The sequence below is a fragment of the Clostridium sp. LIBA-8841 genome, assembly GCF_057782475.1.
In genome coordinates this window covers 1-14,820 of sequence record NZ_CM173488.1, presented here as the reverse complement: position 1 = coordinate 14,820, position 14,820 = coordinate 1, and the positions used below count along the sequence as shown (strand labels likewise).

Sequence of the window (14,820 nt, the reverse complement as noted above, 5' to 3'; positions counted from 1 at the left end):
TTTTGAACATTTTAGATTCTTTAGAATTGTATATGTATTTAAGACAATAAAAAAACTCTAAACAAATGTTTAGAGTTTTTGGTGGAGATAAAGAGATTCGAACTCTTGACCCCCTGCGTGCAAGGCAGGTGCTCTCCCAACTGAGCTATACCCCCAAAAATGGTGGACCTTCAGGGACTCGAACCCCGGACCTACCGGTTATGAGCCGGTTGCTCTAACCAACTGAGCTAAAGATCCATATTACCTGGCAACCACCTACTCTCCCACACAGTCTCCCGTGCAGTACCATCGGCCTCAATAGGCTTAACCTTCGTGTTCGGAATGGAAAACGGGTGTTACCCTAAAGAGCATCATCACCAGATGACATGTATATGTTATCAAATCTCTAATAATTTGTCAACATATTTTTGAAAGATTTTGTTCTTTCAAAATTGCACATATTTAATTTACTATATTTGGTCAAGCCCTCGATCTATTAGTATCGGTCAGCTGAACATGTTACCATGCTTACACCCCCGACCTATCAACCTTGTGTTCTTCAAGGGATCTTACTAGCTTACGCTATGGGAAATCTCATCTTGAGGTTGGCTTCACGCTTAGATGCTTTCAGCGTTTATCCATTCCCGACTTAGCTACCCAGCTGTGCTCTTGGCAGAACAACTGGTACACCAGAGGTCAGTCCATCCCGGTCCTCTCGTACTAAGGACAGCTCCTCTCAAATTTCCTACGCCCGCGACGGATAGGGACCGAACTGTCTCACGACGTTCTGAACCCAGCTCGCGTGCCGCTTTAATGGGCGAACAGCCCAACCCTTGGGACCTACTTCAGCCCCAGGATGCGACGAGCCGACATCGAGGTGCCAAACCTCCCCGTCGATGTGGACTCTTGGGGGAGATCAGCCTGTTATCCCCGAGGTAGCTTTTATCCGTTGAGCGATGGCCCTCCCACGAGGTACCACCGGATCACTAAGCCCGACTTTCGTCCCTGCTCCACTTGTGGGTGTCGCAGTCAGGCTCCCTTCTGCCTTTGCACTCTACGAACGATTTCCGACCGTTCTGAGGGAACCTTTGGGCGCCTCCGTTACTTTTTAGGAGGCGACCGCCCCAGTCAAACTGCCCACCTAACAATGTCCTGTGACCAGATTCATGGCCGCCAGTTAGAATTTCAGTACTGTCAGGGTGGTATCCCAAGGATGACTCCACCAAGGCTGACGCCCTGGTTTCCTAGTCTCCCACCTATCCTGTACAGACAATACCAAAACTCAATGCTAAGCTACAGTAAAGCTCTACGGGGTCTTTCCGTCCAATCGCGGGTAGCGAGCATCTTCACTCGCACTACAACTTCGCCGGATTTACAGTTGAGACAGTGCCCAAGTCATTACGCCATTCGTGCGGGTCAGAACTTACCTGACAAGGAATTTCGCTACCTTAGGACCGTTATAGTTACGGCCGCCGTTTACTGGGGCTTAAGTTCACACCTTCGCTTGCGCTAAGTGTTCCCCTTAACCTTCCAGCACCGGGCAGGCGTCAGCCCCTATACATCAGCTTACGCTTTAGCAGAGACCTGTGTTTTTGCTAAACAGTTGCTTGGGCCTATTCTCTGCGGCCTACTCTCGTAGGCACCCCTTCTCGCGAACTTACGGGGTCAATTTGCCGAGTTCCTTAACTGTAATTCTTCCGCCGGCCTTAGGATTCTCTCCTCACCTACCTGTGTCGGTTTGCGGTACGGGCACTACTTCTCTCTCTAGACGCTTTTCTTGGCAGCGTGGAATCATGTACTTCGGTTCCGTAGAACCTTCCCCATCACACCTCAGCATTATGAAAGCGGATTTGCCTACTTTCACTGCCTAAATGCTTAGACTAGCATCCAATAGCTAGCACACACTATCCTCCTGCGTCACGCCATCGATAATAACGATGGTAGTGGTACTGGAATATCAACCAGTTGTCCATCACCTACGCCTTTCGGCCTCGGCTTAGGTCCCGACTAACCCTCAGCGGACGAACCTTCCTGAGGAAACCTTAGGTTTTCGGCCTGTGGGATTCTCACCCACATCTCGCTACTGATGCCAACATTCTCACTCGTAACCAGTCCACCGCTCCTTACGGTACGACTTCAGCCCGGTTACGACGCTCTCCTACCGCTTGAACTAAGTTCAAGCCCGTAGCTTCGGTGGTAAGTTTAGCCCCGTTACATTTTCGGCGCAAGATCTCTCGACTAGTGAGCTATTACGCACTCTTTTAATGAGTGGCTGCTTCTAAGCCAACATCCTAGTTGTCTTAGAAATCTCACATCCTTTCCCACTTAACTTACACTTTGGGACCTTAGCTGACGATCTGGGCTGTTTCCCTTTTGACCACGGATCTTATCATTCGTAGTCTGACTGCCGAGCTCAAAGTATGTGGCATTCGGAGTTTGATAAGGTTCGGTAAGCGCTATGCCCCCTAGCCCATTCAGTGCTCTACCTCCACTACTCATACTCGACGCTAGCCCTAAAGCTATTTCGGAGAGAACCAGCTATCTCCGGGTTCGATTGGAATTTCTCCGCTATCCACAGCTCATCCCATGCTTTTTCAACAGCAACGTGGTTCGGTCCTCCACGAGGTTTTACCCTCGCTTCAACCTGGCCATGGATAGGTCACCCGGTTTCGGGTCTACGGCATGCAACTAGTCGCCCTATTCAGACTCGGTTTCCCTTCGGCTCCGTACCTTAAGTACTTAACCTTGCTACATACCGTAACTCGTTGGCTCGTTCTACAAAAAGCACCTCATCACCCTCATATGGGGCTCTGAGCGGTTGTAGGCATACGGTTTCAGGTTCTATTTCACTCCCCTCCCGGGGTTCTTTTCACCTTTCCCTCACGGTACTGCTTCACTATCGGTCATCAGGTAGTATTTAGCCTTGGGAGGTGGTCCTCCCTGCTTCCCACAAGGTTTCACGTGTCTCGTGGTACTCTGGATCATAACTCGTGGTCTTCTCGTTTCACTTACGGGACTATTACCCTCTACGGTGGAGCTTTCCAGCTCTCTTCAGTTACAATAGCCTCCACTTTTATGTTATGTCCGCAACCCCGGAAACAAGTTTCCGGTTTGGGCTCTTTCCCTTTCGCTCGCCGCTACTAAGAAAATCGATTTTTCTTTCTCTTCCTCCAGGTACTTAGATGTTTCAGTTCCCTGGGTTACCTTCATTAAGCTATGTATTCACTTAACGATACATGGGGTTTCCCATGTGAGTTTCCTCATTCGGAGATCTTCGGATCTCAGGCTATGTGCGCCTACCCGAAGCTTATCGCAGCTTATCACGTCCTTCATCGGCTCCTGATGCCAAGGCATTCACCATACGCCCTTTGTAGCTTGACCTATATTAGTTATAGTTCTCATTTTACAAAGAATAGAAATTGGTTTGCCAATTTGGCTTGTTGTTTTCTATAAATTAAATTATGTGCAATTTTCAAAGAACAATTTTGAGAGATAGTCTCTCAAAATTAAACAGAGATATTATCCAGAATTCTATGTCATCTTAGTTATCCTAAGATGTATTCCTTAGAAAGGAGGTGATCCAGCCGCAGGTTCTCCTACGGCTACCTTGTTACGACTTCACCCCAATCGCTGACCCTACCTTCGGCCGCTGCCTCGCTTACGCGTTAGCTCACGGACTTCGGGTATTGCCAACTCTCATGGTGTGACGGGCGGTGTGTACAAGACCCGGGAACGTATTCACCGCGACATTCTGATTCGCGATTACTAGTAACTCCAGCTTCATGTAGGCGAGTTTCAGCCTACAATCCGAACTGAGACTGGTTTTAAAGTTTGGCTCCACCTCGCGGTATTGCGTCTCTCTGTACCAGCCATTGTAGCACGTGTGTAGCCCTACACATAAGGGGCATGATGATTTGACGTCATCCCCACCTTCCTCCTGGTTAACCCAGGCAGTCTCGCTAGAGTCCTCAACTTAATGGTAGTAACTAACGACAAGGGTTGCGCTCGTTGCGGGACTTAACCCAACATCTCACGACACGAGCTGACGACAACCATGCACCACCTGTCTCCTTGTCCCCGAAGGGATTTCCTCGATTAAGAGTAATGCAAGGGATGTCAAGTGTAGGTAAGGTTCTTCGCGTTGCTTCGAATTAAACCACATGCTCCGCTACTTGTGCGGGTCCCCGTCAATTCCTTTGAGTTTTAATCTTGCGACCGTACTCCCCAGGCGGAATACTTAATGCGTTAGCGGCGGCACGGAGGTGTTGAAACCCCCACACCTAGTATTCATCGTTTACGGCGTGGACTACCAGGGTATCTAATCCTGTTTGCTCCCCACGCTTTCGAGCCTCAGCGTCAGTTACAGTCCAGAGAGTCGCCTTCGCCACTGGTGTTCTTCCTAATCTCTACGCATTTCACCGCTACACTAGGAATTCCACTCTCCTCTCCTGCACTCTAGATAACCAGTTTGGAATGCAGCACCCAAGTTGAGCCCGGGTATTTCACATCCCACTTAATCATCCGCCTACGCTCCCTTTACGCCCAGTAAATCCGGATAACGCTCGCCACCTACGTATTACCGCGGCTGCTGGCACGTAGTTAGCCGTGGCTTCCTCCTTGGGTACCGTCATTATCTTCCCCAAAGACAGAGCTTTACGATCCGAAAACCTTCATCACTCACGCGGCGTTGCTGCATCAGGGTTTCCCCCATTGTGCAATATTCCCCACTGCTGCCTCCCGTAGGAGTCTGGGCCGTGTCTCAGTCCCAATGTGGCCGATCACCCTCTCAGGTCGGCTACGCATCGTCGCCTTGGTGGGCCGTTACCCCACCAACTAGCTAATGCGCCGCGGGTCCATCTCATAGCGGATTGCTCCTTTGGTTAAAAGATGATGCCATCTCTCAACATTATGCGGTATTAATCTCCCTTTCGGGAGGCTATTCCACTCTATGAGGCAGGTTACCCACGTGTTACTCACCCGTCCGCCGCTAATCCGTTTCCCGAAGGAAACTTCATCGCTCGACTTGCATGTGTTAAGCACGCCGCCAGCGTTCATCCTGAGCCAGGATCAAACTCTCAATTTAAAAGTTTAATCTATTACTCATATTACTTATAAAAGAATTGCTGGTTTATGTTAATATCTTCTGTTTAATTTTCAAAGACCATTTCTTCGTCGCCCTCAAGCGACTTCTTTAGTTTATCACCACTTTCGAACTTTGTCAACATTTTTCTTCAAAAAACTTTTTTAACTTGTTTCCCAAGTTTTGTTTTTTGTTTGTTGCTGTTCGTCAGCGACAAGTAATATCTTATCACATACCTTCTAATCCACATTTTTATTTCACTTCATTTTAATAAATTAAGCTGTATTTTCTCTTATTTTCTTTATTTTACTCATATATTTAATTATTGATACACTAGGTAAAGTTTATATCTTAATTTCTCTTTTATCTATGCTTATAGCCTATTTTTCTTACTTTAATCTCAAATATCTTCAACAAATTCTATTTTATTAATATTATATTTTTCTTTTAATTCAACTCATTTTTTATTATTTAATTTAATAAACATATAAATTTCTATAAAAAAAAGCTCTGATGCTATAAAAACATCAGAGCTAATTTAAAACTATATTAGTTTTCCTCTTCTTTAACCTCTGTAGCTACTTCTTCTGCAATTTCATTTGTGCTTTCTAGTTGGTCTAATAAAGTTGATTCTTCTTCCTCTTCTCCATTATCCCCAGATATTTTTGCAATAGTTACTACTGCTTCATCTTCTAGAGTTCTCATAAGTTTAACACCCATTGCAGATCTACTTGTAACTGAAACTCCACTTACATTTATTCTTATAGCTACCCCTTGGTTATTTATAAGCATAAGTTCATCATCTTCTTTACATACAGTAGCTCCAACAACTTTACCAGTCTTTTCTGATACTTTATATGTTATAAGACCTACTCCACCTCTATTTTGTACCTTATACTCATCTAGGTTAGTTCTCTTACCATAACCATTTTCACTTACAACTAACAGTTTTTCACCTTCTACAGCGATATCCATACAAACAGCAACATCGCCTTCTCTTAAGCTGATAGCTTTAACACCAGATGCACTTCTACCCATAGGTCTAACATCTGTTTCGTTAAATCTTATAGCATTACCATCTTGAGTTACAAACATTATATCTGCATCTCCGTATGTTATTTTAGCTTTTAGAAGTTCATCACCTTCTCTAAGGTTTAAGGCTATTAATCCATTCTTTCTTATGTTCTTGAAGTCTCCTAATCGAGTTTTCTTAACTATTCCTAGTTTAGTTCCCATGAATAAGTATCCATCTTCTTGAACATCCTTAACTGAAAGAACTGTTTGTATTTTTTCATCAGCTTCTAAAGGTAGTATATTTACAAGATTTGTTCCCTTAGCAGTTCTTCCTGCATCAGGTACTTCATATGCCTTAATCTTATATACCTTCCCTCTATTAGTGAAGAATAATAAGTTTGCATGTGTTGATGTTACAAGTATATTTTCAACAAAATCATCCTCTTTTGTTGTCATTGCTTGTATTCCCTTACCACCTCTCTTTTGAGCTGAATAAACATCTGAAGAAATTCTCTTGATGTATCCAGTGTGTGTAAGAGTTATTACAACATCCTCTTCTTGTATTAAGTCTTCTATATCTATTTCATTTTCTTGTTTCTCTATTTGAGTTCTTCTGTCATCTGAGTACTTAGCTTTGATTTCTAGAAGCTCTTCTTTTATAACTTCTAATAATCTTTCTTCACTAGCTAAGATTGCATTTAAGTAGTCTATTAACTTCATAAGCTCATTATACTCATTTTCAATCTTATCTCTTTCAAGACCAGTAAGTCTTCTAAGTCTCATTTCTAAGATTGCATTAGCTTGCTTTTCACTTAAACCAAATCTTTCTATAAGTGTAGTTCTAGCTATATCTGTAGTCTTAGATCCTCTTATTATTCTTATAACTTCATCAATATTATCAAGAGCTATTATTAATCCTTCTAATATGTGAGCTCTTTCCTTTGCTTTATTAAGCTCGAATTGAGTTCTTCTAGTTATAACATCTTTTTGGAAATTTATATAATGAGTTAGCACTTGTTTTAAATTTAAAATTTGTGGCTCATTATCAACTAAAGCAAGCATTATAACACCAAATGTATCTTGCATCTTTGTATGCTTATATAGCATGTTTAAGGTAACACTTGGATTTGCATCTCTCTTAAGTTCTATAACAATTCTCATACCTTCTCTATCAGACTCATCTCTTAAATCTGATATTCCAGTAATCTTTTTATCCTTAACAAGATCTGCAATGTATTCTATAAGCTTAGCCTTATTAACTTGGTATGGAAGTTCAGTAACTATGATTCTATGTCTTCCATTCTCCTCTTCAATTTCAGCCTTAGCTCTTACTACTATTCTACCTTTTCCAGTTTCATAAGCTGCTCTTATACCTGATTTACCCATTATTATTCCAGCTGTAGGGAAATCTGGTCCTTTGATGTATGTCATTAATTCTAAGCTTGTTAACTCTGGATTGTCTATAAGAGCTATAGTTCCATCAATAACTTCACCTAAGTTGTGTGGTGGGATATTAGTAGCCATACCAACTGCGATACCTGATGAACCATTAACTAAAAGGTTTGGATATCTTGAAGGTAATACAACTGGTTCTTTTTCCTCACCATCAAAATTTGGTGCAAAATCAACAGTATTTTTATTTATATCTCTAAGCATTTCAGAAGCTATTTTATTCATTTTAGCTTCTGTATATCTCATTGCCGCTGCTGAGTCCCCATCAACAGAACCGAAGTTACCGTGTCCATCAACAAGCATATATCTTAAAGAGAAATCCTGTGCCATTCTAACTAAAGCATCATAAACTGATGTATCACCGTGTGGATGGTACTTACCTAAAACTTCCCCAACGATTCTGGCACATTTTCTATATCCTTTCTCAGGATATAGTCCTAATTCTTGCATTGAATATAAAATTCTTCTGTGAACTGGTTTTAAACCATCTCTAACATCTGGTAATGCTCTACCAACAATAACGCTCATAGCATAATCTATGTAGCATTTTTTCATTTCTTTATTTATATCTATGGGTATTACTTTTCCCTCATTAAAGCTCATGTACTTCACCTCATATTAGTACTATATATCTAAATTGCTAACCTTTTTAGCATTCTTCTGAATAAATTCTCTTCTCGGCTCTACTTTATCGCCCATAAGAATTGTAAATATCTCATCAGCTGCCATAGCATCTTCTATATCTGCTCTTAACAATACTCTTGATTCTGGATCCATAGTAGTTTCCCAAAGTTGGTTTGCGTTCATTTCTCCAAGACCTTTGTATCTTTGAACATTAACGCTACTATCTTTTCCACCAAACTCAGCTATTATTTCATCTGCAGCAGAATCTGTGTAAGCATATCTTTCTTGTTTACCTTTAGAAATTTTATATAGTGGTGGTTGTGCTATATAAACGTGTCCTTGCTCAACTAAGTCTCTCATATATCTATAAAAGAATGTTAATAATAGAGTTCTTATGTGAGCACCATCAACGTCAGCATCTGTCATGATTATTATTCTATTATATCTTATTTTCTCTATATCAAACTCAGGTCCTATACCTGCCCCTAAAGCAGTTACCACTGATCTTATAGTATCTGAACCTAAAATTTTATCTAATCTTTGCTTTTCTACGTTCATTATCTTACCTCTTAAAGGTAATATAGCCTGGAATTTTCTATCTCTTCCTTGCTTTGCAGATCCACCCGCTGAGTCTCCCTCAACTATATAGATTTCACATTCCTTTGGATCTTTTGATGAACAGTCAGCAAGTTTACCCGGTAGTGAACTTCTTTCAAGAACTGATTTTCTTGTAAGTTCTCTCGCTCTTCTTGCTGCTTCTCTAGCTCTTGATGCTAATAAAGCTTTTTCTATTATTACTTTACCAACTTCAGGATTTTCCTCTAAGAAAGTAGATATTCCTTCCCCTGAAATTGAATCAACAGCACTTCTAACCTCACTGTTCCCTAATTTTGTTTTTGTTTGCCCTTCAAATTGAGGTTCAGATATTTTAACAGAAATAACAGCAGTTAGACCTTCTCTGATATCATCTCCTGATAAATTCTTATCTGCATCTTTTAAATGGCCAAATCTTCTAGCGTAATCATTCATTACTCTAGTTAATGCTGTTTTAAATCCTGCTAAGTGAGTTCCTCCCTCAACAGTATCTATATTATTAGCAAAAGTAAAGATATTTTCATTGAATCCATCATGATATTGTAATGAAACCTCTACTGAAATACCATCTTTAAGACCTTCTACATAAATTGGTTCTTTATGTAAAACCTCTTTGTTTCTATTTAAATAACTTACAAAAGATTTTATACCACCTTCATAGTGATATACTTCTTCTTTGATTTCCTCTCCTCTTTCATCAATAAGAGTTATGTTTATTCCTTTATTTAAGAATGCTAACTCTCTAAGTCTTTGTGATAAAATTTCGAAATCATATTCAGTTTCTTCAAATATTTCAACATCTGGTTTAAAGTGAACTTTAGTTCCACTTCCTTCAGCTTCTCCTATTTTCTCTAAACCAGTAAGTACAGCACCTCTTTTATATATTTGTTTCCAAACATATCCATCTCTAGTTACAATTACTTCACATAATTCTGAAAGAGCATTAACTACAGATGCACCAACACCATGTAATCCACCAGATACTTTGTATCCGCCTCCTCCGAATTTACCTCCTGCGTGTAGAACTGTCATGATAACTTCTACAGTTGGTTTTCCCATCTTTGGATGGATTCCTACTGGCATACCTCTTCCGTCATCAACTACAGTAATTGAATTATCCTTGTGTATGTAAACTTTTATATTCTTACAGTATCCTGCTAATGCTTCATCAATACTGTTATCAACAATTTCGTAAACTAGATGATGAAGACCTCTAGAACTAGTACTACCAATGTACATTCCTGGTCTTTTTCTTACAGCTTCTAATCCTTCTAAGACTTGAATCTGACTAGCATCATAATTTTGATTGTTTTGCTCCAACATATAACTCCTCCTATATAGCAGCAATTTAACTTTTATAGGGTCTTCCGTGAATAATTTCAAACAACTTAGTTGAAATTCCTTCGATCCTCACACTTAACGTAAACATTATTTAAGATCTATTAATTTAAAGGATATGGGTTAACCCTTCCCAAATAATGTGGCAATCCTATATTTCTAAAAACTTTTTAAAAATAAATAAATCTTTAGTTAATAAACTTAAATTTATCTTTATTCAAAAATTTAAGGATTATAATTAATATCTGTACGCTTTGTTAATGTAGATGATGAAATAGGTGAAAGATATACTTTACTCATTTTATCTATCTCAGCTATAACAAAAGATTTTGGCTTTTCATCTGTAATTCTTTCAACGAATCCATCCTCTTCAGCCATTCTTAAGAATTGTATAGTATCTGAACTATACATAGCAGTTTGAATATCAAATATTCCTATAACATCTTTAACTGGAACTACTACATTCTCTCCTAAGTGTAAAAACACAAATACTCCTCCTTTAACATTGAATACGTCCATTTATAACTCTGAATACTTTTGAGTTTTCATCTAAATAACTGGTTAAATCCTCTATTCCTGTACATGTTATTACTGTTTGTATGTTTTTTATAGATGTTAAAACATATCTTTTTCTATTAAAATCTAATTCTGACAATACATCATCTAATAATAACACAGGATATTCACCTGTTATTTCTTTTATTATTTTTAAAGATGCAAATTTTATTGTTAATACACTAGTTCTTTGTTGACCTTGTGAACCATAAATCTTTGCATCTATATTATTTAAATATATATTAAAATCATCTCTATGTGGGCCTATAGATGTTGCTCTTTTATCTATATCCTTTTTTCTATTTTGTTCTAATAGCTTTATCATAGAATCTTTAATATTATCTAAATCTTTTACAGTTGAAATATATTTAAATTCAATCTCTTCTTTTCCTGAAGTTATTTCTTTGTGAATTTCTTTAGAATATTTGTTTAACTGTTCTATATACTTTAATCTTGTCTTAATAATATTCTCTCCATATTGTGCCAATTGTATATCATATATATCTAACATTTCCTCATTTACATTTTTATTTTTAAGAACTAAGTTTCTTTCATGTAAAACTTTATTGTATTGAACTAAATTATGATAATACCTTTTATTTAATTGGCTAAGTTCCATATCAAGAAATTTTCTTCTTATTCCAGGAGATTCTTTTACTATTTTTAAATCTTCTGGAGAGAACATAACAACGTTAAACGTTCCAATTAATTCTCCAATTTTACTTATCTTTATTGAATTTATGCTAATAGCTTTTTTTCCATCTTTTAAAATATTCACATCTATGATTTTATCTAATCTATCTTTATGAACATCTAACCTTATAAAAGCTCTGTCCTTATTCCACTCTATTAGCTCCCTGTCTTTATTAGTTCTATGGGACTTAGCAAATCCACAATAATATATTGCTTCTATTACATTAGTTTTTCCCTGTGCATTATCACCTATAAAGACATTTACATTCGGACAAAGCTTGATTGATAAATTTTCATAATTTCTATAATTAATTAATTGCAAACTTTTTATATACATAAAAACACCTATATTTAATTATACCATATTCTTATGTTCTTTAGGCTATGTATCTTTAAATTAACTTATAAATTTCACCATTGAACTCTACAGTATCATCAACTCTTAATTTTTTTCCTCTTTGAGTACATACTTCTCCATTAACTAAAACTTCTCCATCCATTATGAACATTTTAGCTTCTGATCCTAAGCTAACTGCTCCACACCATTTTAAAAATGAATCTAATTTTATAAATTCTGTATTGATCTTTACTTCTTGCATAATTATTCACCCAATGTATATTAAAAATAAATACATTGTTTCTCCTTTCAAAAATAAAATAAAAAATAGTCTATGGTGAGTTTAGTAATACTAAACTCACCATAGTTATAAAATAAGTTTAAATTATCTTGCTATTCTTACTGGTAAAACTAGATATTCGCATAAATCATTGTTTTTATTTCTAATAATACAAGGAGATATACTACTTGTCATTCTTAATTCTATTTTATCCTCTTCCATATTTTTTAAAACGTCTAAAAGATATTTTGAGTTAAATGCAATTTGTATTTCATCTCCTTGCAATTTTATAGTAACCTCTTCCCTAACTTTTCCTAATTGAGAATTAGATGTGATTACTATGTTTTCATCAGTTATATCAAACTTAACTAAGTTACTATTTCCTTCTTTAGCCATAAGTGATGCTCTTTCAATACCATTTTGAAGTGTTTGTTTATCTACTTCAATTTGTAACTTATGTTCTTTTGGTAATAAAGCATCGTATTTTATAAATTCACCTTCTAATAATCTAGAAATTACTTTTGTATCTCCCATATTAAATAATATATGATTTGGAGTAAATGTAATATTAACTATTTCATCAGAGTCATCTAATATCTTAGCAACTTCATTTAAAGTTTTTCCTGGTATAACAGCATTAATTGTATTGTTAGTATCTATATCTTCCGTTCTTATTGCTAGTCTATATCCATCTAAAGCTACTAAGTTTAATTTAGAATCTTTAATTTCGAATAATATACCTTGAAGAATAGGTCTTGTTTCATCTTGAGCTATAGCAAAAGATGTTCCTTTTATCATATTCTTAAGAATTCCTTGGTTTATTGAGAAGATCATGTTCTCATTTATTTTAGGTAAACTTGGGAAGTCTTCTGCATTCATGTGTAATAAATCAAAAACAGACTTTTGACATGTTATTCTTATAGCTTCTTCTGAAACTGTTTCTATTTTAATTTTATCATTAGGTAACTTTCTTATTATTTCTCCAAAGATTTTGGCATCAACAACTAATTTACCTGGTTCATTAACTTCTGCTTCAAATTTAGTTTCTATACTAACATCCTTGTCTGATCCTATTATAGTTACTATATTTTCTGAAGCTTCTATGTATAGACCTTCTAATATAGGCATTGTTGATTTTCCTGTTATAGCTTTTTGAGCTATAGCTATAGATTCTTGTAGTTTATTTTTATCACATGTAAATATCAAAATTAAAACCCTCCTTCTAGGACTTATTCACATAAGTTATACACAGTGTGAATTTTTGTATAATAGATATATTAATAGATAATATATATAATAATAATAGTAATAGTACCTGTGGATTTGTGGATAAACCTCTGAGCCTCTTATATATCAATGCTTACAGAGATTTTTTGCTTGTGGATAACCTGTAGATTACTGTGAACAATTATCCACAACAAAATAACAGGTAAAAAATAATAAACATAATAATTAACAGGTTATCCACAGATATTATACAGTTATTATGTACTTTGTTAATTACTTTTGAGTAAGCTTTTTAGTAATGTCGTTTATCATACTTTGTAGACCTTCATCAGTCTTTAAATTCTCAGAAATTTTTTCGTAAGCATGAATTACTGTAGTATGGTCTCTACCACCAAATTCTTCACCTATTTTAGGTAAAGACATATCTGTAAGCTTTCTACTTAAATACATAGCAATCTGACGAGGATAAGCTATATTTCTAGTTCTTCTTTGTGATTTTAAATCATCTATTCTTAAATTATAATAATTTGCTACAGATTCTTGAATAGTTTTTATTGTAACTGGAGCACTTTCTTTATTAGATATTATATCTTTAAGTGCTTCAGAAGCTAAATCAACGCTTACATCTCTATTAGTTAAAGATGAATACGCTATTATTCTTATAAGTGCGCCTTCTAATTCTCTTATGTTTGATTTGATTTTAGTAGCTATATACACCATAACTTCATTTGGTACATTTAGCCCTTCAACATCAGCTTTTTTCTTTAGTATTGCCATTCTAGTTTCGAAATCGGGTGCTTGAATATCTGCAATTAGACCCCATTCGAATCTAGATCTTAATCTATCTTCTAATGTAGGAATTTCTTTTGGTGGTCTATCTGATGATAGAATTATTTGTTTATTCTCTTCATGTAATGCATTAAAAGTATGGAAGAATTCTTCTTGAGTACGTTCCTTACCAGCTATGAATTGAATATCATCTATTAATAAAACGTCGACTTTTCTATATTTATTTCTAAACTCTTCGTTTTTATCATCCTTAATAGCATTTATAAGCTCATTAGTAAATTTTTCAGATGACACATAAACTACTTTTGCTTTAGGATTTTCTTGAAGAATATAGTGTCCTATAGCGTGCATTAAGTGAGTCTTTCCAAGGCCAACTCCTCCATATATAAATAAAGGATTATAGGCTTTGGCTGGTGACTCAGCAACAGCTAAAGATGCTGCATGAGCGAAACGGTTACTATTACCGATGACAAAAGATTGAAATGTGTATTTAGGATTTAGTGTAGCTGACATTTCATCGCTTACAACTATAGAGCCATCGACATCATTTGTATTCTCTTTTTTTTCTTCTTTTTGTTTTTCCTCATTCTCTTTCTCTTCTTCTAAATCAGATTCAAGGTAGAACTCTATTTTAAATCTTCTAGATGTAACTATCTTTAAAGCTTGAATTAATAAGTCCTTATATCTTGTATCTAGAATCCCTTTAGTGAATTCATTAGGAACAGAAAGTTTCAATGTATTGTCTGACATTGATATAGGAGTACAGCTCTTAATCCAAGTATTAAAGCTTATTTCAGAGATTTCTCCTTTTATTATATTCAACGCTTGTTCCCATAGATTGTTTAGTTGGGCATCCAT

General features: G+C 36.7%; 7 protein-coding genes, 2 tRNA genes and 3 rRNA genes. All 12 read right to left on the bottom strand.

Features of this window, described 5'->3' with window-relative positions; all coding sequences use genetic code 11:
* Positions 1 to 79: 79 nt before the first annotated feature.
* Positions 80 to 155: transfer RNA gene (locus AC2A4K_RS00060), tRNA-Ala, on the bottom strand.
* A gap of 5 nt (positions 156 to 160) precedes the next feature.
* Positions 161 to 237: transfer RNA gene (locus AC2A4K_RS00055), tRNA-Ile, on the bottom strand.
* A 5-nt stretch (positions 238 to 242) separates the two neighbouring features.
* Positions 243 to 361, bottom strand: a 5S ribosomal RNA gene (gene rrf, locus AC2A4K_RS00050).
* Between the two features lie 94 nt (positions 362 to 455).
* Positions 456 to 3,360, bottom strand: a 23S ribosomal RNA gene (locus AC2A4K_RS00045).
* Between the two features lie 187 nt (positions 3,361 to 3,547).
* Positions 3,548 to 5,062 (bottom strand): 16S ribosomal RNA (locus AC2A4K_RS00040).
* Together the 16S, 23S and 5S rRNA genes with 2 tRNA genes alongside form the textbook arrangement of a ribosomal RNA operon.
* A gap of 546 nt (positions 5,063 to 5,608) precedes the next feature.
* Positions 5,609 to 8,128, bottom strand: coding sequence for a DNA gyrase subunit A (gene gyrA, locus AC2A4K_RS00035; protein ID WP_322504941.1), 2,520 nt, complete (start codon positions 8,126 to 8,128; stop codon positions 5,609 to 5,611).
* 21 nt (positions 8,129 to 8,149) lie between these two features.
* The gene (gene gyrB, locus AC2A4K_RS00030) at positions 8,150 to 10,066 is read right to left on the bottom strand and encodes a DNA topoisomerase (ATP-hydrolyzing) subunit B (RefSeq protein ID WP_322504940.1); all 1,917 of its coding nucleotides are present in this window, start codon (positions 10,064 to 10,066) and stop codon (positions 8,150 to 8,152) included.
* Positions 10,067 to 10,306: 240 nt separating this feature from the next.
* Positions 10,307 to 10,567: an extracellular matrix regulator RemB gene (remB, locus tag AC2A4K_RS00025; RefSeq protein ID WP_003451015.1), complete on the bottom strand. Its 261-nt coding sequence runs from the start codon at positions 10,565 to 10,567 to the stop codon at positions 10,307 to 10,309.
* Positions 10,568 to 10,580: 13 nt separating this feature from the next.
* On the bottom strand, positions 10,581 to 11,666 hold the full coding sequence (gene recF / locus AC2A4K_RS00020) for a DNA replication/repair protein RecF (protein WP_322504939.1): 1,086 nt from the start codon (positions 11,664 to 11,666) through the stop codon (positions 10,581 to 10,583).
* Between the two features lie 55 nt (positions 11,667 to 11,721).
* The gene (gene yaaA / locus AC2A4K_RS00015) at positions 11,722 to 11,928 is read right to left on the bottom strand and encodes a S4 domain-containing protein YaaA (protein ID WP_003470354.1); all 207 of its coding nucleotides are present in this window, start codon (positions 11,926 to 11,928) and stop codon (positions 11,722 to 11,724) included.
* Positions 11,929 to 12,051: 123 nt separating this feature from the next.
* Positions 12,052 to 13,152 carry a DNA polymerase III subunit beta gene (gene dnaN, locus AC2A4K_RS00010; RefSeq protein WP_322504938.1) on the bottom strand — a complete coding sequence of 367 codons (1,101 nt, stop codon included), beginning with the start codon at positions 13,150 to 13,152 and terminating at the stop codon, positions 12,052 to 12,054.
* Between the two features lie 294 nt (positions 13,153 to 13,446).
* Complete coding sequence (gene dnaA, locus AC2A4K_RS00005) at positions 13,447 to 14,820, bottom strand: chromosomal replication initiator protein DnaA (RefSeq protein ID WP_322504937.1); 1,374 nt, start codon at positions 14,818 to 14,820, stop codon at positions 13,447 to 13,449.

What these genes read in the sequence shown, in the direction of transcription:
- recF (WP_322504939.1), bottom strand. Translation starts at nt 11,666, where the DNA reads ATGTATATAAAAAGTTTGCAATTAATTAATTATAGAAATTATGAAAAT.
- gyrA (WP_322504941.1), bottom strand. Translation starts at nt 8,128, where the DNA reads ATGAGCTTTAATGAGGGAAAAGTAATACCCATAGATATAAATAAAGAA.
- yaaA (WP_003470354.1), bottom strand. Translation starts at nt 11,928, where the DNA reads ATGCAAGAAGTAAAGATCAATACAGAATTTATAAAATTAGATTCATTT.
- dnaA (WP_322504937.1), bottom strand. Translation starts at nt 14,820, where the DNA reads ATGGATGCCCAACTAAACAATCTATGGGAACAAGCGTTGAATATAATA.
- gyrB (WP_322504940.1), bottom strand. Translation starts at nt 10,066, where the DNA reads ATGTTGGAGCAAAACAATCAAAATTATGATGCTAGTCAGATTCAAGTC.